The sequence below is a fragment of the Anthropogastromicrobium aceti genome (genome assembly GCF_020687335.1).
Classification (GTDB): domain Bacteria; phylum Bacillota; class Clostridia; order Lachnospirales; family Lachnospiraceae; genus Anthropogastromicrobium; species Anthropogastromicrobium aceti.
The window spans coordinates 53,009-73,038 of the sequence record NZ_JAJEQN010000008.1; the positions used below are offsets into that span (position 1 = coordinate 53,009).

Here is a 20,030-nt window from a genome sequence, read left to right on the forward strand (position 1 = left end):
CAGATTTAATTTTATAATACAAGTATTCCAAAAGCAAGAGGAAAATAATACAATGGAAAACAGTAAGAGTAGTTATGTAAAGATAATAAATGAGATTTGCGCAGAAGAAGGAATTAAGCTTAGCAGCTATTCCTATGACTGGGCATTTTGTCTGAGAAAGGATCAAAAGCGTGCCTTCATTTTGGGGTATCAGTTTGGATTAAATCCTTCGTCTGTGCAGCAGGTATGCAATGATAAAAACATTGCAAGTGAGGTACTAAAGGAGGAAGATATTCCTAGTGTATATCACGCCTGTTTTATGGCACCGTCTATGCTGCAGTATACTGGAGGAAAAGGCAGCTGGAAAGCACTTTTAGCAGAGCTAGAGAAGGGAACGCTTGTCTGCAAGGACAATTATGGAACGGGAGGCAATCTTGTTTTTAAAGTTAGGACACAGGCGGAGCTAGAGAAGGCCGCTTCTGATATCTATAAATCATCAGAGGCAATGGCGGTTTGTCGCTATGAAGACATTCAAAGCGAATATCGTCTTGTTGTATTAGACGGCGAGATTCGCCTTGCCTTTTCAAAGATTCGTCCGTCACTTACTGGTGATGGTGTGTCAACAGTTGGCAAATTGCTGGCAGAGGCTATTGCAAAGGGACAGATTCACAGCTTTCTCGTGCCAAATGAGGTAGAGCTTTCCAAGGTACCGGAAAAAGGTAAGACTTATTTGTTAAATTGGAAGCACAATCTTGGACAGGGAGCAAGCGCACTCACACTTTCCATTCCAGATCTGGAGGAAGAGCTTGTCAGTCTTGTAAAGAAAACTGCCAAGGCACTAGGAATCCGTTTTGCTTCGATTGATATGATTAAAACTGAGGCAGGCTGGAAGGTACTCGAGGTCAACGCTGGTGTCATGATGGAGCATTTTGCTTCCTCAGGTGAGAAACAGTACATCACTGCGAAGGCAATCTATCGTGATGCGATACTGAAAATGTTTGAGGGTTGATTTTTTTTGCAAAAATAGGTATTATGATGCAGAAGGCCTAAAGACTATATGAAGAAAGGTATAAAGGTATGATAAATTTTGAAGAAGAGCTGGCTAAATTTAAGCCAAGTCTTGAAGTGGATGAAACGGAAAAAGCCATCTTGAATGATAAGATGGTAGATATTACCGACATCCTTCAGGAACTGATGAATGAGATTAAGAAATAGTTAAAGATAAACACACGGAGGAATGCATGAAGTGCTATGCTTGTAACTGCAGGCTGTCCCCGGATCGGGATACCTGCCCAAAATGCGGAGCTGACATTAGACTGTACCGTAAGATTATTTACGCATCCAATCAATATTATAATCTTGGTCTGGCGAGAGCTAAGGCAAGAGATTTGACGGGAGCGGCAGAATGTCTTCGAACTAGTCTGCAGCTGTATAAGAAAAATATAAGCGCCAGAAATCTGCTCGGACTTGTCTATTATGAGATGGGTGAGGCAGCGCTGGCATTAAAGGAATGGGTTATCAGTAAAAATCTTCGTCACAGAGGAAATATTGCTGATGACTATATAAGAGATATGCGTGATAACCGCCAGTCATTAGACAGTGCAGATCACAGTATAAGAAAGTTTAACCAGGCACTTGAATACGCGAAAACTGGATCAAAGGATATGGCAGTCATTCAGTTAAAGAAGGTTATAAATGTTAACCCACGAATGATAAAGGCATATCAGCTGTTGGCGCTTCTTTATATGGAAGATCAAAAATATGATCAGGCATTAGACGTCATTGACCGCTGCCTTGAGATTGACAGAGGAAATCCAGGTGCACTTTCTTATAAGAGAGAGCTAGAGACAACCTATAAGGCTTCAAAGAAAAAGAATTCTATTGGTGTGGCAGGCGAGCTTGAGCGTGAGGAAGTAATCATCCCAGTCCGCATGCGCGACTACGGAAGCTATCTGGCGGCAGCAGCTTATGTGCTGGTTGGCTTTTTGCTATCTCTTGGCGTATTATATTATGTTATTATGCCAGGCAAGGAGGCACAGCTTGATGAAAAGAGTCAGGCAAAGATTCAGCAGTATGAAGACAAGTATGCGTCATTAAATGCTGATATCACAGAGTTAGAAGATAAGTTAGAGAAGCTTCAGAATGAGAAAGATCAGGATGCTGAGAGCTATCAGCACAGCAGCAGTGAGAGTGAGCAGCTTGTCAATGCATATCAAGCTCTTTTAGCAGTGGCAAAGCCATTTGTTGAGGAAGATTATGCGCAGGCAATTGATCTGTATGCAGCGCTTGATGCAAATGCAGTAGATGATGATACATATAAAGAAATGTATCAGTCAATCAAGGAACAAATGGAAAATCACTTAAATGATCGTATTTTCGAGAAAGCGATCTGGAAGCGTGAGCATGAAGGTGATCGTCAGGCAGCAATAGAGTTGTGCCAGAAGATTATTGAGCTTGATCCATCATACAGTGAAGCATATTTTTATGTTGCCGTCAGTGCACAGGAGTTAAATCAAAACGACCTTGCAATTGACATGTATACGCAGTACATACAGCGATTCCCAGTTGGACCTCAGATTCAGGATGCGCGTGTAAATTTAAATGCTATTGCACCGCAGGTACTTCGGTCACTTGATGCAAAACCAGAGGTGCCAAATGCAGCACCGGAACCGGCAGCAGATCCAAACGCGGCAGAACCAGCGGCAGATCCAAACGCAGCAGAACCAGCGGCAGATCCGAATGCAGCGGCTGATCAAAACGCAGCAGAACCAGCGGCAGATCCAAATGCAGCTGAACCAGCAGCAAATTAAAAAAATGTACGAAAGATAAGACACAGAAGCGAAGTTGTTTCTGTGTCTTTTTTGTTAGAAAAAATAAGGGAAAGGAATTTGAAATGGAAAAAATGGAAAATGTAACATATATGCAGGCTGGACCTGTTTTGATTATTGGTTTGCCAGAGGAGGTTGATGATCATGTATGCAATGGCATTCGTGAGGAGACAGACCGCTATATTTCAGCTGGAAAGGTGCAGAAGCTGATTTTTGATTTTTCTAAGACTGGCTTTATGGACAGCTCAGGTATTGGAATTTTGCTTGGACGCTACAAGCGCATGCATCATATGGGCGGTGAAGTGCTTGTGACAGGTGAGGATGCGAAAATTCGAAGACTTCTTCGCATCTCCGGTGTGTATCAGGTGGTGGGAACACTGTAATAAGAGTAAGGTTCGCAGCAGCTGCTGCAGATGGAGGAGATATGGAAGAACAACAAAAAGAATTGGATGGCAAATGGCTGCAGGAGGGTGTGCAGCGCATGATGGTTATGTTGGAGAGTGATTCGAGAAATGAAAGCTTTGCCAGAGTATGTGTGGCATCTTTTATGACACGTATGAATCCGACAGTGGCAGAGACTGATGATGTAAAGACGGCAGTATCAGAGGCAGTGACAAATTCTATTGTGCATGGCTATCCTTATGAAAAAGGATTGATCCGGCTTGTGTGTGCAATCGAAAAAGATACGCTGACAGTTCAGATTCGTGACTGGGGGCGTGGCATTGAAAATGTCAAAAAAGCAATGGAGCCAATGTACAGTCAATCTGTACGCGGAACGGAGCGTTCTGGAATGGGTTTTTGCTTTATGGAAGCATTTATGGATGATTTAAAGGTGTCCTCATCAGTTGGAAACGGAACGTTAGTACAGATGAAGAAAAAAATCTGCGGCGGCAAGAGAACAGAATAGAGGTGTTTTCTCTGGAGTGTTTGTCAAAGCTGTTTGAACAGGCCCGCAATGGTAATGCACAGGCAAGAGATCAGCTAGTGCTTGATAATACAGGGCTTGTATGGAGTGTGGTGAAAAAATACCGCGGCAGAGGATACGAGCAGGAGGATCTGTTTCAGATAGGCTGTATTGGTCTTATGAAGGCAATTGATCGTTTTGATCAGACATTTGGCGTTTGTTTTTCAACTTATGCAGTGCCAATGATAATTGGAGAGATCAGGCGATTTCTGCGAGATGATGGAATGATTAAGGTCAGCCGTACTGTAAAGGAGACGGCGGTGCGTGCCAGACAGCTGCAGGCTAAATATGAGGCTGCGTATGGGATTGAACCTACGGTCTGTCAGCTGGCAAGTCTTATGCAGATTGCACCAGAGGAATTGGCATCAGCGCTGTCTTCCTCACAGGAAGTAGAAAGTCTTCAAAAGACGATATATCAAAGTGATGGTAATGCAATTTTACTTGAGGATCGCCTTGAGTCAAAGGAAAATGAACAGGAAAAACTTGTGAATCGTCTGGCACTCAAAAAAGTAATGTGTGAGCTTCCAGATCAAGAGCAGAAAATTATTATCATGCGTTACTATTCAGGACAGACTCAGGTGCAGACTGCAAAGTGTCTTGGAATCTCACAGGTACAGGTCAGCAGGATTGAAAAACGTGTATTAAAGAAAATGAGGGCGCTTTTGGAAATGTAGTTTTAAATGTAATTTACTATTGAATGAAAAGAAACGAATGGCACATACTAAATATAGCCGCAAAATAAAAAAAGAACAAGCGGCAGGAGGCTTGTTTTGGCAGATACTATATATATTAAAATAGGACAGAAAATTCGAGTGACGCAGCCATCTGTAAGCATTGGTGAGCTGGGAGATTTATGGTGCGCCAATGCATCAATTCAAGCACACTGCAAGGCACTTCATTATACGACTGTTTATGGGCAGCGCGCTGTCGGAGATATCCTAAAGGTAACACAGCTGATTCAAAAAGAGTATCCGGCAGTTCAAGTTGAAAATCTTGGAGAAACTGATTTTATTATTGAGTATGTGCAGGAGCGAAAAAAAAGACCTGTGTGGGAGTATACTAAGGTAGTGCTTGTCTGTATGATGATCTTCTTTGGTTCAGCATTTTCTATTATGACATTTAATGCCGACGTCAGCGTAGATCAGGTATTTGGTGATCTGCACAGGCTGATGACAGGGCAGGAGCGAACTGCCATTACTTGGTTAGAGGGTGGATATGCAGCGGGATTGTTTCTTGGCATTTTGATTTTCTACAATCATTTTAGAACAAAAAAACGCGTGATGGATCCGACACCTCTTGAAGTAGAGATTAGGGAGTATGAACGAACTGTCAATCAGTCAATCCTTGACCAGAATGAACGCATAAAAAGCAAACAAAAGCGCAGGGGTGAGCGCGTATGAGTATAAAAATAAAATTGTTTGCAGCAATAAAAGCGGCAGCAGAGGTATTAGTTGGCTTATCAGCAGGTGCCGCAGCCTCTGCTGGCGTATTTGCGTTGATTACAGTAATTGGAATTTTGCCCAGGTGGGCAGGTCACACAAGGACAGCCCGCCATGTAAGCTTGTATGAATGGAGTGTTATTTTAGGCGGAACGGCGGGGAATCTTATTTTTTTACTGCAGCCATCACTGCCTGGAAAAGAAATTCTTGAGGCAGCAGCCGGACTTTTTATGGGGATCTTTGTGGGAGGGCTTATTATGTCACTAGCAGAGGTATTAGATGTATTTCCAATTCTTCTCAGGAGAGGACGCATTCAGAGCGGTATTCCATGGATGGTGCTTTCAATTGGCATTGGAAAAATGTTAGGCGCATATTTGTACTTCTCAAATCTTTAAAACAAAAAGGAGAAAATATGGTAAGTGAAGAACAGAAAAAAGAATATCAGGATTACGTAAAGGAAATTACACCAACGCACAACACACCAAGAAATATATTTAGAGCATTCTGGACAGGCGGAACGGTCTGCGTGATAGGACAGATCCTTAGCGTATTTTTTGAAAAAATGGGTATGGGAAAAGAGGTAGCAGGTACGTGGACCTCGATTGCTCTTGTTTTAGCTGCAATTATATTGACGGGACTGCATTTATTTGGAAAGCTGACAAAATATGCAGGAGCAGGTCTCCTTGTTCCGATAACAGGATTTGCGAATGGAGTGGCATCACCTGCAGTGGAAGCAGCGCCAGAGGGTGAGATTTTTGGAAAAGGTGTGCAGATATTTACGATTGCAGGACCAGTAATTTTGTACGGTGTGTTTGCAAGCTGGCTATTCGGATTAATTTACTGGCTGATGCATCTTATTTAAAGGAAGATAGCAGCGATTCAGGGTGTAATCTTCTTTGAAATGCTTTGAATCGTTGCAAATTAGACATGCAATTAAAAAAATTGAATTTTCTTTAAAAAAAGTGTTGACAAATTTGCAAGATGTGTTATAATAAGGATGTTGGTTGAGAGAACACAGAACAAACGAAACCGACAAGCACATAATCCTCGATAGCTCAATGGTAGAGCACTCGGCTGTTAACCGAGTTGTTGTAGGTTCGAGCCCTACTCGGGGAGCTGATAACTGATCTGTTACATAACGCTTCAGTTATTTTTTATGAAAATGTGTCCGTAGCTCAGTTGGATAGAGCAACGGCCTTCTAAGCCGTGGGTCGGGGGTTCGAATCCCTTCGGGCACATTAAGATGAGAGAGCCGCAGGCAATATGCCTGTGGCTTTTTTCGTATTTGCAGCAAAGCCCGAAGGTGAATGGATTTGTCGACGGACCAGTTTAGTTATAGTTTACAAACAAAGAAAAATATGGTAAAATACACATACTTTTGTGGCATGCATGAAGCATGTGCTGTACTCAGAAGAGTACATATATTATTTACAATTAAAACGTTATAAATGCCTCAGTAAACTGGGGCGTGTGTTGATGCTTACATATAATAGAAACAGATATACTAAGAAGGTATATGATTTCCCAGAAGGGAGATAATATGCCTTCTTTTTTTGTTCAATAAGACAAAATTAAAATACTAGAATGATATAAAAAGACAGAAATGGAGACGCAAAAATGGATTTAAATGAATTTTTCAAAGAGCACAATAAAGTAGCATTGGCATTTTCTGGAGGAGTAGATTCTTCGTATCTGCTTTATGCAGCAATAAAGAGTGGAGCGCAGGTGCGTGCCTACTATGTCAATGCTGCATTTCAGCCACAATTTGAGCTTGATGATGCGATGCGTCTTGCAAAACAGCTAAATGCTGATATGAAGGTATTAACAGCAGATGTTCTTTCAAATGAAACAGTAGTGAAGAATCCGTCAGACCGCTGTTATCACTGCAAAAATGTTATATTCAATATGATTCTTGCAGAGGCGAAGAAGGATGGTTTTACAGTACTGATGGATGGAACTAATGCATCTGATGCGGAAGATGACCGCCCAGGAATGCGTGCGCTTCGAGAGCTTTGTGTCTACTCACCACTTCGCATCTGTGGTCTTACAAAGACGGAAATTCGAAGACGTTCAAAAGAAGCAGGTCTTTTTACATGGAATAAGCCAGCTTATGCCTGTCTGGCAACACGTATCCCAACAAACGAGCGCATTACTGCAGAAAAGCTTGAAAAGACGGAAGAAGCAGAAAATTATCTGTTCTCTCTTGGCTTTACAGATTTTCGTGTGCGTTATTTAAATGATTCTGCAAAGATTCAGATGCCGGCAGCACAGATGACAAAGCTTTTAGAAATGCGAGAGGAAATTCTTATAGAATTGAAAAAATATTACAAAGAAGTGCTGCTTGATTTGCAGGCCAGATAAAAAATTTGATTATATGGGGAGATAAAGTTGTGAATAGCGAGGCAAGACAGATACTAGAAGCAGTGAAGGCAGGAAGTATGAGTATAGATGATGCACTGCTTGAAATAAAAAAAGAGCCTTTTGAGGATATTGGATATGCAAAGGTGGATTTACACAGAAAAATCCGCCAAGGCGCAGCAGAAGTAATCTATGGTGCAGGAAAGACACCAGAGCAGATGATTGGAATTGTATCTACTATGTTAAAAAATGGTCAGGATCACATTTTAATTACACGTTTATCATCAGAAGCAGCAGATATGATTAGTCAGGTACATCCATTGCATTATCACAAAGATGCAAGAGTTGGCATTATCGGAGAAATGCCAAAACCGACTGGAAAGGGAAAGATTGTTGTGGCGACAGGCGGAACATCTGACATTCCGGTAGCAGAGGAAGCAGCGCTGACAGCAGAAATTCATGCAAACGAGGTTGTGCGCCTATATGATGTTGGAGTGGCAGGACTGCATCGTTTATTAAATCATATGGATGAAATCATGAGTGCAAGTGTAATCATTGCAATAGCCGGAATGGAAGGCGCACTAGCAAGTGTAATAGGCGGCTTAGCAGATTGCCCCGTCATTGCAGTTCCTACAAGCGTAGGATACGGTGCATCTTTTGGCGGTGTTTCAGCACTTTTATCAATGCTTAATTCCTGTGCAAGCGGTGTATCTGTAGTAAATATTGACAATGGTTTTGGCGCCGGCTACTTGGCAGGAATGATGAATCATATGTAACTATTAATCATTTGAAATAAAGGAGAAAAAACAAATGAGAACATTATATTTAGATTGTGGAATGGGTGCAGCAGGTGATATGCTGACAGCAGCACTTTCAGAGCTTTTGCCTGATCAGGATGCATTTTTTGAAAAAATGAATGCACTTGGAATCCCGGGAGTTCATTTTGAAAAAGAAAAAACGCAAAAATGCGGTATTACAGGAACACACAGTAAGGTGACAGTAAATGGTGAGGAAGAGGAAAGCCTTGATGTGCATCATCATGATCACGATCATCATCATGACCATGAAGACCATCACCATGACCACGACCACCATCATGATCATGAAGACCATGACCACGATCATGAAGATCATCATCATGACCACGATCATGCGCATGGTGCACATCATCACCACAGCAGCCTGCATGATATTGAGCATATCGTAAGAGATCATCTGCCGGTATCAGATCGCGTAAAGGATGATATAATGGCAGTTTATCAGCTGATCGCCCAGGCTGAAAGTGCAGCACATGGTGTACCAGTTGATCAAATTCATTTTCACGAAGTAGGAACTATGGATGCCGTTGCTGATATTACAGCAGTATGTATGCTTATGGAGGAGCTTTCTGTTGATCAGGTGATTGTATCACCAGTTCATGTTGGAAGCGGAAAAGTACGCTGTGCACATGGTATTTTGCCAGTACCAGCACCGGCAACTGCTTATATTTTAAAGGATGTGCCGATTTATGGAGGAAGGATTCAGGGAGAGCTTTGTACACCGACAGGCGCAGCACTTTTAAAACATTTTGCCACAAAATTTGGTGATATGCCAGTTATGAAGACGAAGGCTATCGGTTATGGAATGGGCAAGAAGGATTTTGAGATGGCAAATTGTGTCCGTGCGATGTTAGGAGAGACAGCAGATGATGTAAGCCGTGTTTCTGAGCTTTGCTGCAACATAGATGATATGACTGCAGAGGAGATTGGCTTTGCAACAGAGACAATTTTAGCATCAGGTGCTCTGGAAGTGTTTACTGTCTCCACAGGAATGAAAAAATCCAGACCAGGCATTTTACTTGAGGTGATGTGCCGTGAGGAAGACCGCGACCGCATGATTGAACTTATATTTTTGCATACAACTACGCTTGGTGTTAGAGAGCAGTTTTCAAGACGCTATACTATGACACGCTCTATAAAGACAATAAAGACTCCATATGGTGATGTGAGAAAGAAAGTTTCGACAGGCTATGGTACTTCACATGAAAAGTATGAGTATGAAGATTTGGCATCAATTGCAAGAAAGCAGGGAATATCCATTCGCGAAGCAAGGCAGACTGCAAGTGACTTTGATAAATAAAAAAGCTGATTAGAATTTTTATTTACAAAAAAGGAGAATGATATGAGAAAAAAACATGTAAGAAATTTAACGGCAGGCTGTGCTGCGTTTATGGCGGCAGCATTTGTATTTTCAGCAGGCTTTTCAAAAACAGCATTTGCAGACGAAGCAGACAAAACTACACTTGTATATGGAAGCACTGACTATACACGCATTAACCCGGCAATGGATGAGCACTGCGAAATAAACGTGCTGTTATTTGATGGTCTTACTGATCATGATGGTGATAATCAAATTATTCCACGTCTGGCAAAGAGCTGGGAGTATGATGAGGAGAATTTAACATACACGTTTCATCTTGAGGAAGGAGTCAAGTGGCATGATGGTGAGCCTTTTACAGCAGAGGATGTAAAATTTACATTCGAAGCAATTATGGATCCGGCAAATGAATCAGAGAATGCACCTGATTATGAGGATATAGAGAGCATTGAGGTGATTGACGAACATACGGTAGCTTTTCATCTTTCTAACGTTAATACCGCTTTTTTGGAATATATGACAAAACCTGTTATGCCAAAGCATCTGTTAGAGGGTGAAGATTGGCAGACATCTGACTTTTTCCGTGCACCAGTTGGAACAGGACCATATAAGTTTGTAAGCTGGGATGCAGGACAGACTATTACAATGGAAAAGAATGAGGAGTATTTTGCCGGTGCAGCTAATATTGATACAATTGTATTTAAGATTGTGACAGATGATAATGCAAAGGCAATGCAGCTATTAAGCGGCGAGCTTGATTTGGCGCAGATTACACCAAAGGAAGAATCACTTTTTGCTGATAATGACGAATTTAAAGTGTACGATATGACAACTTCTGACTACAGAGGCATTCTCTACAACTTTAATAACGAGTATTGGCAGGAAAATGCCGATCTGATCCCGGCAATCAATTATGCGATTGACCGTAAGGCAATCCTTGATGCAGTGTTGTTAGATAAGGGTGAAGTGGCATATGGTCCTCTGCAGCGAAATAAATATAACAATGAAAATGTGGAGCACTACGATTATAACTTAGAAAAGTCGGCAGAGATTTTTGAGGCAGCAGGATGCACACAAGATGCAGATGGCTACTGGTGCAGAAACGGAGAGAGAATTAGCTTTACAATTAACGCGACACTAGGTGATCAGGTGCGCATTGATATGGCGCAGATTGCAGCACAGCAGCTTCGCGAGGCAGGACTTGATGTAAAAGCAGATGTACCGGCAGGAGGAATCGACTGGGCAGGACAGGAGTGCTGCATCATTGGATGGGGATCTCCGTTTGATGCAGATGATCATACATACAAGGTATTTGGTACAGATAAGGGAGCAAATTATTCTGGATATTCAAATGCACTTGTAGATGAATACTTAACACAGGCACGCCAGACAGAGGATGAAAATGAGCGTAAGGAGGCTTATGCAAAGTTTCAGGAAGCATTAGCAGAGACACCGGCTTACACATTCTTCTGCTATATTGATGCGCTTTACGCAGCAGAGAATACGATTCAGGGAATAGATGAAGATACTGTATTAGGTCATCACGGTGTAGGCATTTTCTGGAATATCTGTGACTGGACAATTGAAAATCAGTAACAAAACGAAAGGAAATGAGCGATGAAGAACAAATGGCTTAGTGTGCTTTTCAAAAAGATTGCTGCATTTTTTATCAGCATATGGGTGCTGTCTGCCATTGTGTTTTTCTTATCACGAATTACGCCGATTGATCCGTTGCAGTCGTACTATGGTGAGCGCGTAGAGAAAATGAGTGAAGAACAAAAGGACAGTGCCAGAGAACGCCTTGGATTAAATGATCCGATTCCGGTACAATATGTGCGCTGGCTTAAGCTGGCGCTGTCCGGTGATTTTGGAATCTCCTACAAATATAAGCAGGACGTTACTATTGTGATCAAAGAACGTATCCAAAATACACTTATTTTAGGCGTATTAAGCTATGTGATTTTATTTATTGGAGCACTGCTGTTAGGACTTTTATGTGCTTGGAATGAAAATAAATTTGCAGACAGACTTATTGTGCGCCTTGGAACGATTACAAGCTGCATTCCTGAATTTTGGATGGCACTCATACTGATTTTTGTGTTCAGCGTATTGCTTGGCTGGCTCCCGGCAAGCGGTGCATATTCAATTGGAGGAGGCAGCTTACTTGACAGATTGCGTCATCTTGTGCTGCCATTGATTGCCTCAGTGGCTGGTCATTTGTGGTATTTTGCCTATATGGTGCGAAATATGCTCTGCGAAGAAACACGTTCAGAATATATCGTGCTTGCACGTGCAAAGGGAACAAAAGACAGCACAATCTTATTTCGGCACTGCCTAAAAAATGTGCTGCCAGCTTATATTAGTCTTATGGCAGTTTCGGTAGCGCATATTCTTGGCGGTACTTATTTGGTAGAAGCAGTATTTGGCTATCCGGGAATTGGTATGCTTACGTATGAGAGTGCCAAAACGTCTGATTACAACATGCTTATGGTACTATGCCTTTTAACAGGAGTAGTGATGATAGCAGCAAACACGATTGCAGAGCTAGTAAACGCGAGGCTAAATCCATATATGGCGCAGGAGGAAAAATGAGTTCTGAAAAACATATAATGAAGAGAAAAAAAGTACCGTTTCTTTCCTTTGTGCTGCTTGGTATTTTGATTATGGGATGTGTGTTTGCACCATTTTTTTGCAAAGATGCGTCCTATATGGATCTTATGAACTGCAGCCGCGCACCAGGGCGTGAATTTTTCTTTGGAACAGATACGATGGGACGCGATTTATTTTCATGTATATGGCATGGCGGACGTGTTTCTCTTACCATTGGCTTTTTGTCTGCTGCGATATCAGCAGTTATTGCAGTTTTGTATGGTACAGCAAGTGCACTGTCACCTGCGTGGCTGGATAGGCTTTTGATGCGTCTTGTAGAGGTGCTTCTTTCTGTTCCGTCGCTTTTGCTTGTCTTATTTGTGCAGGCAGTATTTGGAAAAAATATCATAGGAATGAGTGCAGCGATAGGACTTTGTGGATGGTTCTCAATGGCAAAAATCGTGCGCACACAGGCAAAAACAGTAAAAGAAAGCGGCTTTGTCACGGCATCACAGTGCATGGGCGGCGGCTTTTTTCATGTGCTTTACTGGCATCTTGCACCAAATTTTCTTCCATCCATTTTATTTATGATTATTATGAGTGTACGAACAGCAATAGCTGAAGAATCAACACTTAGCTTTCTGGGGCTTGGTCTTCCAATAGAGACAATCTCGTGGGGCAGTATGCTCGCACTTGCCCAGAATGCCTTCGTTATGCGCGCATGGTGGATGATTTTGATTCCAGGCCTTTTTTTAATACTCCTTTTTTTATGCCTCACCGAGATAGGAAGCTGGTGCCAAGAGCGCATGAACCATAAAAAAAGGCAGATGTAAAACACTCTTAGAACAGACAATGATAGCAAATAAATGATATCATAAATATGCAAAATGCAATAGAAAATATTGAGGGATAAATAAAATAATGAAATTGATAATGACCTATTACAAAAAAATGATTATCACATATAAAAAGCTTTTTGTGATGTCATTTGTGATCATGGCGGCAGTGACCGTGAGCAACCTTTTGATTCCGTGTGGAATGCGCTTTTTGGTAGACCGTATCTCACAGGCAAACAATCTGGGGCAGAAAGAACTTCTTTTTTTGCTTGCCGCATTCGCAGCATTTTTATCATGTATGGGGTTTAATACCTGGATGGAAATTAGATGGTATTTGCTGCTAGATAAGTTAGGCGGTCTTTGTATGAGAGACTTGACACTCAAGATGGAGGCAGCACTTGCGGCCGCTTCCTTATCCGATGCTGATAAGATTGGTGCAGAGGTGCTAAAGCATACAATGTATGCTGATGTGCTTGATGTATTTCGCGTGACAGGTCATCATATACCGTCGTTTATCAGTGCGGTATTGACAACTATTGTATGTATGGTATTGGCCTTTGCATTTAGCATAAAATTTGCAGTTTTTTTGGTGTTTTCAGTTGGTCTTGGTTGGTATGTGTCATTTTTGGGGCGAAAACGAATTTCACAAAAGGCAGGTAAGACAAATCAGAAGATGAAACAGTGCCATGCCGTCTGCAATCAGTATATTGACTCAATGACACTTGTCCAGACAAATGATGTGCTCGATTACTTTCAGCAGGAAACAACGAGAAAATTAAGTGATTTTATTAAGACTGCAAAAAAAGAAGATCGCCTTATGCTTTTTTGGTCCAAGTTGTCCGAACATTATAACACAATATCTACTATGTTGCTGTCTGTTTTATTGTTAATTCCTTCATGGGGGGGATCAATTGGAAATTTGATCTTTTTTACGATGTTGTCAACTGTAATTAATTCGCAGGGTCAGAATGTACAGGAATTGCTGCGGCAAATTATGCGTGCACAAGTAAGCTTTGAGAATGTAGATAAGGTGTGCAAATTAGAGCCACGCCAGAAAACAGAGTCATTAACAGATGTTGAATCAATCGAGTTCAACTCAGTTTATTTTTCTTATGCAAGCGGCGCACCTGCCTTAACACAAGTTTCTTGCTGTCTGCAAAAAGGAGAGATGGTTCGCCTGATGGGTGAAAATGGCTGCGGAAAGTCTACATTTATCAAGCTTTTGCTCGGACTTTATCGACCAGACAGTGGAACAATAAGAATCAATTCACAATCAGTTGATGTTTATAGCAAACAGGATATGAGCCGCCAGTTTTTGTATGTTGGTCAGGAGGAGATTTTTTTAAACGAGACAGTAGAAGATTATTTACACATTATCACACAAAACGATGGAGAAGCTGTGACATATCTGTTAAAAGAATATGATATAGCGGCGGATCGTGCCATCGAAAATGAGGGAAAATCATTGTCGGTGGGACAGCGAAAGAAGCTGTTAATCATGAAAATGCTTCTTAGAATCGAAGAAGCATCTGTTTTGATTGTAGATGAAATTGAGGCTGGTCTTGATCAGGAAACAAGAGAAAAATATGAGCAGCTGTTAAATCTTATTGCAAAAAAGAAGAATAAATTTATAATTGTCGTTGAGCATGACCCACAAGGAACGATTGAATTTACAAAAATAATGCATTTTGAACACGGCCATATTGTGAATATTGACAATTTCTAAACTACAGTTCACAGATTAGATATTTTTTACTTGCAATTTAAACTTTAGTGTGCTATAGTAATGAACCATAAGAAACGCATTGAAGGAGACTCTATCCCAACGATCTTGACAGGAAGAGGGCGTCACCGACTGAGAGCGCCGTCATGAGGGACTGGGTGTGGGAACGCTCCGGAGCGGGCATTCTGAGCTTTTATTATGAGTAAAAGGGTAGGTTTGCACGTTGGTTTACGTTATAACCATAGAGTGATCCAGATATGGATTGAATGCGGGTGGTACCGCGGAACGAAGATGTTTCGCCCCGGAGACTGTAATAAGTTACAGTTTCCGGGGTTTTTTGTATAATGCAGCAACTTGCAAAACAAGTTAGCGAATCCGAATATTTTTAGAATTGCGAGAGTTACGGAGTAACGGAGCAATTCGTAAGCATTATAATAAATAAAGGTACCAGCATCAACCATGGAGACTCGTATTTTGGCTGAAAAGAAAGGACAACATGGAATTTATCAGTGGAATCAGCAAAAAAGAGTATGCAAGTATTAAGGAATTAGCACAGGGAAGCTGTGATGGAAAGACTGTTCGCATGGAGGGAATGGTTCATGCCGTAAGAGACATGGGCGATGTACGCTTTGTGATCTTACGAAAGGCAGAGGGACTCATTCAGTGTGTCTATGAAGAAAAAACAGCAGGCTTTGAGTTAGGCGAATTAAAGGATGAGAGCGCAATTCGTGTAGAGGGTGTTGTTTATGAAGAAAAGAGAGCACCGTTTGGAAGAGAGCTTCGTTTAACATCAGTGACTATTTTATCAGAGCCTTCGGCAGCAATGCCATTACCTGTCAACAAATGGAAACTAAATACTTCACTGGAAGCAAAATTAAACTATCGTCCATTATCTCTTCGCAATTTGAAAGAGCGAGCAAAGTTTCGCATTCAGGAGGGAATTGCAAGAGGCTTTTGTGAATTTTTAACTTCACAGGGCTTCACGCAGATCAGAACTCCAAAGATCGGAGCAAAGGGAGCAGAGGGCGGTTCTAATGTATTTAAGCTTGATTATTTCCACCGTCCGGCGGTACTCGCACAGAGCCCGCAGTTTTACAAGCAGATGATGGTCGGCGTGTTTGACCGTGTGTTTGAGACTGGACCTGTATTTCGTGCAGAGAAGCATAACACAAAACGCCACTTAAATGAATATACGAGTCTCGATTTTGAGATGGGCTTTATCGACAGCTTTCAGGATATCATGGCAATGGAAACCGGCTTTTTACAGTACACAATGGAGCTGTTAAAGAAGGATTATAAAACAGAGCTTGATATGCTTGACATTACACTTCCAAAGGTTGATGAGATTCCACAGGTACGATTCGATGAGGCAAAGCGTCTTGTGGCAGAGAAATATAACAGACAGATCAGAAACCCATATGATCTTGAACCAGAGGAGGAAGCACTGATTGGCCGCTACTTCGAGGAAGAATATGGCGCAGACTTCGTATTTGTTACTCACTATCCGAGCAAGAAGCGTCCATTCTATGCAATGGATGATCCAGATGACAAGACATTCACTCAAAGCTTCGATCTATTATTTAAGGGACTTGAGGTTACAACAGGAGGACAGCGTATTCACGAGTATCAGATGCTTCTTGACAAGATCGAGGCAAAGGGTATGACAACTGAAGGCATGGATCAGTACCTTGATATCTTCAAGCATGGAATGCCGCCGCACGGAGGACTCGGCATTGGCCTAGAGCGTCTGACGATGAAGCTGATCGGTGAGGACAACGTGCGTGAGACCTGCCTCTTCCCAAGAGATCTTTCCAGACTGGAGCCGTAACATTTAATGAGCGGTGAGACGAAGAAGTCAAAACGCTTTCGTAAAAATATAAAGAAAAATTGGAAGGAAATCACGATGGCAAATATAATTGATGATGAGACAATAGAGTATGTTGGAATATTAGCAAAGCTCGCGCTTTCCGAAGAGGAAAAGGAGCAGGCAAAAAAAGATATGTCTGATATGCTTGACTATATAGATATGCTTGGTGAGCTGGACACATCCAATGTAGAGCCAATGAGTCATGCATTCCCTGTTTTCAATGTGTTCCGTGAGGATGTAGTTACAAATGGAGATGGAAGCGAGGAGACACTTGCAAATGCACCGGAACAGAAAAACGGGGCATTCAAGGTTCCAAAGACTGTGTAATGGTGTTCTGAATAATTACAAAACATTTGGCTTGATTAGATAACAGGTAGTGGAGAGACAGGAGACAGTTTAATGGAGATTCAAAAATTGACAGCAGTTTCGCTGGGAAAAAAGATAAAAGAAAAAGAGATCTCCGTGCGGGAGGCGCTTGATGCAGTTTTCGCACAGATTGATCAGACAGAAGGCAGGTATCATGCGTATGTGACACTCGATAAAGAGGGCGCTTACAAGCAGGCTGATGTTATTCAGGAAAAAATAGACAAGGGTGAGCTGACAGGAGCACTTGCCGGCGTACCGGTAGCCATCAAGGATAATATGTGCACTAAAGGACTGTTGACTACCTGCAGTTCAAAAATTTTGGAAAATTATATTCCAACCTACACGGCATCTGCAGTTCAAAACTTAACTGATGCAGGCTGTGTAATCATTGGAAAGACAAACATGGATGAGTTTGCGATGGGAAGTACAACAGAGACTTCATATTATGGTGTTACAAGAAATCCTCATAATCCAGACCATGTTCCAGGCGGTTCTTCAGGAGGAAGTGCAGCAGCAGTTGCCTTAAATGAATGTTTTTTTGCACTTGGTTCTGATACAGGCGGTTCCATTCGTCAGCCATCTGCATTCTGCGGTATCACCGGTATGAAGCCAACATATGGCACGGTTTCCCGTTATGGACTTATTGCCTATGGTTCTTCACTTGATCAGATTGGTCCGATGACAAAAAATGTTACTGACTGCGCAGCTGTTCTTGAGACAATTGCTTCCTATGATAAAAAAGACAGCACGTCGATGAAACGCGAAGAGTATGATTTTACGTCTGCACTTGTAAGAGATGTAAAAGGTCTTCGCATCGGACTTCCAAAGGACTATTTTGGCGAAGGTCTTGACAGCGAAGTAAAGGCAGCAATTTTTAAGGCAGCAGAAACTTTTAAGCGTATGGGAGCTATTGTAGAGGAGTTTGATTTAGGTCTTGTTCAATATGCAATTCCGGCATACTATATCATAGCATCGGCAGAGGCTAGCTCAAACCTTGAGCGTTTTGATGGAGTAAAGTATGGCTACCGCACAAAAGAATATGGTGATCTTCACAGCATGTACAAAAAGACACGTTCTGAAGGCTTCGGTTCAGAGGTAAAGCGCCGTATCATGTTAGGTTCCTTTGTTTTAAGCTCAGGATATTATGATGCTTATTATTTAAAGGCATTAAAGACAAAAGCACTTATCAAGCAGGAGTTTGATAAGGCATTTGAAAAATATGATATTATTCTGGCACCGGCAGCACCAACTACTGCACCGCTTTTAGGCAGCAGCTTACAGGATCCTATCAAGATGTATTTAAGTGATATTTATACAATATCTGCAAATCTTGCCGGAATCCCAGGTTTGTCAATTCCGTGCGGAAAAGACAATAAGGGTCTTCCAATTGGAATGCAGCTTCTTGGCGGCTGTTTCCAGGAAAAAACATTGCTTCGCGCAGGTTTTGCGTATGAAAAGGCAAGAGAGGAGGAAGCGTGATGGCACAGTATGAAACCGTGATCGGTCTTGAGGTTCATGTGGAGCTGGCAACAAAAACAAAAATTTTCTGCGGCTGCTCCACCGCATTTGGAGGTGCTCCAAACAGCCATACATGTCCTGTCTGCACTGGACTTCCAGGTTCGCTTCCTGTATTAAACAAGCAGGTTGTTGAGTATGCAATGGCAGTTGGACTGGCAACTAATTGTCAGATCAATCAGTATTGCAAATTTGATCGTAAGAACTATTTTTATCCAGATAATCCGCAGAACTATCAGATCTCTCAGCTGTATTATCCGATATGTCATGATGGCGGTATCAAGATAGATGTAAACGGTCAGAAAAAGATTGTACGTATCCATGAGATCCATATGGAGGAAGATGCAGGAAAGCTTGTTCATGATGAGTGGGAGGATGTCTCATTAGTAGACTATAACCGTTCAGGTGTGCCGCTTATAGAGATTGTTTCTGAGCCAGATATGAGAAGTGCTGATGAAGTTATTGCATATCTTGAAAAGCTTCGCCTGATTATACAATATCTTGGTGCTTCAGACTGTAAGCTTCAGGAAGGTTCTATGCGTGCTGATGTCAACTTGTCTGTTCGCCCTGTTGGTGCAGAGAAATTTGGAACACGTACCGAAATGAAGAATTTAAATTCATTTAAGGCTATTGCGCGTGCCATTGAATCGGAGAGAGCGCGTCAGATTGAGCTTATTGAAGAAGGCAAGAGTGTTGTTCAGGAGACGAGACGCTGGGATGACAATAAGGAATATTCATATCCTATGCGTTCAAAAGAGGATGCGCAGGATTATCGCTATTTCCCAGAACCAGATCTGCCGCCGCTTCAGATTCCAGACGAGTGGATTGAGCGCTTAAAGTCTGCTCAGCCGGAGCTTCGTGATGAAAAGATGGCACGCTATAAGGAAGAATATGAGATTCCGGATTATGATGCTGATATTATCACAGGTTCTAAGCGTATGGCTGATATTTTCGAGCAGACTGTTGCTCTTGGTGCAGCGCCAAAGAAGGTATCAAACTGGCTGATGACAGAAACAATGCGTCTTTTAAAAGAGCAGATGATGGATCCTGATGAGCTTGATTTTTCACCGAAGCATTTGGCTATGCTGATCGCACTTGTTGAGAAAAAAACAATCAACCAGACAATTGCAAAGGAAGTTTTTGAAAAGATTTTTGCAGACGACATTGAGCCAGAGAGCTATGTAAAAGAGCATGGTCTTGGTATGGTAAGTGACACAGATGCACTGCAGAAAACAGTAGAGGAAGTCATTGCCGCAAATCCACAGTCAGTAGCAGACTATAAGGCAGGAAAGCAAAAGGCTATCGGCTTCTTAGTTGGACAGACTATGAAGGTCATGAAAGGCAAGGCAAATCCAACAGCTGTAAACGAGATTTTAGTAAAACTATTAAACGAGTAGTAAGATCTGCTCATCTGTTGAAAAAAACGGATG

The 20,030-nt window shown here is 41.8% G+C and carries 20 protein-coding genes and 2 tRNA genes; all 22 read left to right on the forward strand.

All coding sequences use genetic code 11. The annotated features are described in order from the left end of the window. Positions 1-52 precede the first annotated feature (52 nt). The 22 genes from LKD48_RS04610 (at position 53) to gatB (ending at position 19,997) form a co-directional block, all read left to right on the forward strand. A complete protein-coding gene (locus LKD48_RS04610) occupies positions 53-988 on the forward strand; it encodes an ATP-grasp domain-containing protein (RefSeq protein ID WP_308731357.1) in 936 nt (311 codons plus the stop codon). Between the two features lie 68 nt (positions 989-1,056). Further along, on the forward strand, positions 1,057-1,194 hold the full coding sequence (locus LKD48_RS04615) for a hypothetical protein (RefSeq protein WP_227101808.1): 138 nt from the start codon (positions 1,057-1,059) through the stop codon (positions 1,192-1,194). Positions 1,195-1,220: 26 nt separating this feature from the next. Then, positions 1,221-2,789, forward strand: a complete 1,569-nt coding sequence (locus LKD48_RS04620) for a tetratricopeptide repeat protein (RefSeq protein ID WP_308731358.1) — start codon at positions 1,221-1,223, stop codon at positions 2,787-2,789. An 83-nt stretch (positions 2,790-2,872) separates the two neighbouring features. Further along, positions 2,873-3,190, forward strand: a complete 318-nt coding sequence (locus LKD48_RS04625) for an anti-sigma factor antagonist (protein WP_066557762.1) — start codon at positions 2,873-2,875, stop codon at positions 3,188-3,190. A gap of 41 nt (positions 3,191-3,231) precedes the next feature. After that, positions 3,232-3,714, forward strand: coding sequence for an anti-sigma F factor (gene spoIIAB / locus LKD48_RS04630; protein ID WP_066557767.1), 483 nt, complete (start codon positions 3,232-3,234; stop codon positions 3,712-3,714). Between the two features lie 2 nt (positions 3,715-3,716). After that, a complete protein-coding gene (locus LKD48_RS04635; RefSeq protein ID WP_308731359.1) occupies positions 3,717-4,445 on the forward strand; it encodes a SigB/SigF/SigG family RNA polymerase sigma factor in 729 nt (242 codons plus the stop codon). 96 nt (positions 4,446-4,541) lie between these two features. After that, complete coding sequence (locus LKD48_RS04640; protein WP_066557770.1) at positions 4,542-5,171, forward strand: stage V sporulation protein AA; 630 nt, start codon at positions 4,542-4,544, stop codon at positions 5,169-5,171. Continuing rightward, a complete protein-coding gene (locus tag LKD48_RS04645) occupies positions 5,168-5,605 on the forward strand; it encodes a stage V sporulation protein AB (protein WP_118614838.1) in 438 nt (145 codons plus the stop codon). The genes LKD48_RS04640 and LKD48_RS04645 overlap by 4 nt, the downstream gene beginning before the upstream one ends. A gap of 17 nt (positions 5,606-5,622) precedes the next feature. Beyond that, positions 5,623-6,072, forward strand: a complete 450-nt coding sequence (locus tag LKD48_RS04650; RefSeq protein ID WP_308731360.1) for a SpoVA/SpoVAEb family sporulation membrane protein — start codon at positions 5,623-5,625, stop codon at positions 6,070-6,072. A gap of 182 nt (positions 6,073-6,254) precedes the next feature. Next, positions 6,255-6,326, forward strand: a tRNA-Asn gene (locus LKD48_RS04655). A 48-nt stretch (positions 6,327-6,374) separates the two neighbouring features. Beyond that, positions 6,375-6,448: transfer RNA gene (locus LKD48_RS04660), tRNA-Arg, on the forward strand. Positions 6,449-6,827: 379 nt separating this feature from the next. Next, positions 6,828-7,571, forward strand: a complete 744-nt coding sequence (gene larE / locus LKD48_RS04665; protein ID WP_308731361.1) for an ATP-dependent sacrificial sulfur transferase LarE — start codon at positions 6,828-6,830, stop codon at positions 7,569-7,571. A gap of 77 nt (positions 7,572-7,648) precedes the next feature. Next, complete coding sequence (gene larB / locus LKD48_RS04670) at positions 7,649-8,344, forward strand: nickel pincer cofactor biosynthesis protein LarB (protein ID WP_308731381.1); 696 nt, start codon at positions 7,649-7,651, stop codon at positions 8,342-8,344. A gap of 34 nt (positions 8,345-8,378) precedes the next feature. Then, positions 8,379-9,686, forward strand: coding sequence for a nickel pincer cofactor biosynthesis protein LarC (larC, locus tag LKD48_RS04675; protein ID WP_308731362.1), 1,308 nt, complete (start codon positions 8,379-8,381; stop codon positions 9,684-9,686). Between the two features lie 42 nt (positions 9,687-9,728). Beyond that, entirely contained in the window at positions 9,729-11,300 is a 1,572-nt protein-coding gene (locus tag LKD48_RS04680) for an ABC transporter substrate-binding protein (RefSeq protein ID WP_331466795.1), read from the forward strand. 21 nt (positions 11,301-11,321) lie between these two features. Continuing rightward, on the forward strand, positions 11,322-12,296 hold the full coding sequence (locus LKD48_RS04685) for an ABC transporter permease (RefSeq protein WP_308731363.1): 975 nt from the start codon (positions 11,322-11,324) through the stop codon (positions 12,294-12,296). Then, complete coding sequence (locus tag LKD48_RS04690; protein ID WP_308731364.1) at positions 12,293-13,126, forward strand: ABC transporter permease; 834 nt, start codon at positions 12,293-12,295, stop codon at positions 13,124-13,126. The genes LKD48_RS04685 and LKD48_RS04690 overlap by 4 nt, the downstream gene beginning before the upstream one ends. An 88-nt stretch (positions 13,127-13,214) precedes the next feature. After that, positions 13,215-14,855 (forward strand): ATP-binding cassette domain-containing protein, encoded by a 1,641-nt coding sequence (locus LKD48_RS04695; RefSeq protein WP_308731365.1) that lies wholly within the window; start codon positions 13,215-13,217, stop codon positions 14,853-14,855. 493 nt (positions 14,856-15,348) lie between these two features. After that, positions 15,349-16,680: an aspartate--tRNA(Asn) ligase gene (gene aspS / locus LKD48_RS04700; RefSeq protein ID WP_308731366.1), complete on the forward strand. Its 1,332-nt coding sequence runs from the start codon at positions 15,349-15,351 to the stop codon at positions 16,678-16,680. 75 nt (positions 16,681-16,755) lie between these two features. After that, positions 16,756-17,046 carry an Asp-tRNA(Asn)/Glu-tRNA(Gln) amidotransferase subunit GatC gene (gatC, locus tag LKD48_RS04705; RefSeq protein ID WP_066557962.1) on the forward strand — a complete coding sequence of 97 codons (291 nt, stop codon included), beginning with the start codon at positions 16,756-16,758 and terminating at the stop codon, positions 17,044-17,046. A 72-nt stretch (positions 17,047-17,118) separates the two neighbouring features. Next, positions 17,119-18,564 (forward strand): Asp-tRNA(Asn)/Glu-tRNA(Gln) amidotransferase subunit GatA, encoded by a 1,446-nt coding sequence (gene gatA / locus LKD48_RS04710; protein ID WP_308731367.1) that lies wholly within the window; start codon positions 17,119-17,121, stop codon positions 18,562-18,564. Next, the gene (gene gatB / locus LKD48_RS04715) at positions 18,561-19,997 is read left to right on the forward strand and encodes an Asp-tRNA(Asn)/Glu-tRNA(Gln) amidotransferase subunit GatB (RefSeq protein ID WP_308731368.1); all 1,437 of its coding nucleotides are present in this window, start codon (positions 18,561-18,563) and stop codon (positions 19,995-19,997) included. Before gatA ends, gatB begins: the two co-directional genes overlap by 4 nt. Positions 19,998-20,030: the final 33 nt, after the last annotated feature.

What these genes read in the sequence shown, in the direction of transcription:
- LKD48_RS04610 (WP_308731357.1), top strand. Translation starts at nt 53, where the DNA reads ATGGAAAACAGTAAGAGTAGTTATGTAAAGATAATAAATGAGATTTGC.
- LKD48_RS04615 (WP_227101808.1), top strand. Translation starts at nt 1,057, where the DNA reads ATGATAAATTTTGAAGAAGAGCTGGCTAAATTTAAGCCAAGTCTTGAA.
- LKD48_RS04620 (WP_308731358.1), top strand. Translation starts at nt 1,221, where the DNA reads ATGAAGTGCTATGCTTGTAACTGCAGGCTGTCCCCGGATCGGGATACC.
- LKD48_RS04625 (WP_066557762.1), top strand. Translation starts at nt 2,873, where the DNA reads ATGGAAAAAATGGAAAATGTAACATATATGCAGGCTGGACCTGTTTTG.
- spoIIAB (WP_066557767.1), top strand. Translation starts at nt 3,232, where the DNA reads ATGGAAGAACAACAAAAAGAATTGGATGGCAAATGGCTGCAGGAGGGT.
- LKD48_RS04645 (WP_118614838.1), top strand. Translation starts at nt 5,168, where the DNA reads ATGAGTATAAAAATAAAATTGTTTGCAGCAATAAAAGCGGCAGCAGAG.
- LKD48_RS04650 (WP_308731360.1), top strand. Translation starts at nt 5,623, where the DNA reads ATGGTAAGTGAAGAACAGAAAAAAGAATATCAGGATTACGTAAAGGAA.
- larE (WP_308731361.1), top strand. Translation starts at nt 6,828, where the DNA reads ATGGATTTAAATGAATTTTTCAAAGAGCACAATAAAGTAGCATTGGCA.
- larB (WP_308731381.1), top strand. Translation starts at nt 7,649, where the DNA reads ATGAGTATAGATGATGCACTGCTTGAAATAAAAAAAGAGCCTTTTGAG.
- larC (WP_308731362.1), top strand. Translation starts at nt 8,379, where the DNA reads ATGAGAACATTATATTTAGATTGTGGAATGGGTGCAGCAGGTGATATG.
- LKD48_RS04680 (WP_331466795.1), top strand. Translation starts at nt 9,729, where the DNA reads ATGAGAAAAAAACATGTAAGAAATTTAACGGCAGGCTGTGCTGCGTTT.
- LKD48_RS04685 (WP_308731363.1), top strand. Translation starts at nt 11,322, where the DNA reads ATGAAGAACAAATGGCTTAGTGTGCTTTTCAAAAAGATTGCTGCATTT.
- LKD48_RS04690 (WP_308731364.1), top strand. Translation starts at nt 12,293, where the DNA reads ATGAGTTCTGAAAAACATATAATGAAGAGAAAAAAAGTACCGTTTCTT.
- LKD48_RS04695 (WP_308731365.1), top strand. Translation starts at nt 13,215, where the DNA reads ATGAAATTGATAATGACCTATTACAAAAAAATGATTATCACATATAAA.
- aspS (WP_308731366.1), top strand. Translation starts at nt 15,349, where the DNA reads ATGGAATTTATCAGTGGAATCAGCAAAAAAGAGTATGCAAGTATTAAG.
- gatC (WP_066557962.1), top strand. Translation starts at nt 16,756, where the DNA reads ATGGCAAATATAATTGATGATGAGACAATAGAGTATGTTGGAATATTA.
- gatA (WP_308731367.1), top strand. Translation starts at nt 17,119, where the DNA reads ATGGAGATTCAAAAATTGACAGCAGTTTCGCTGGGAAAAAAGATAAAA.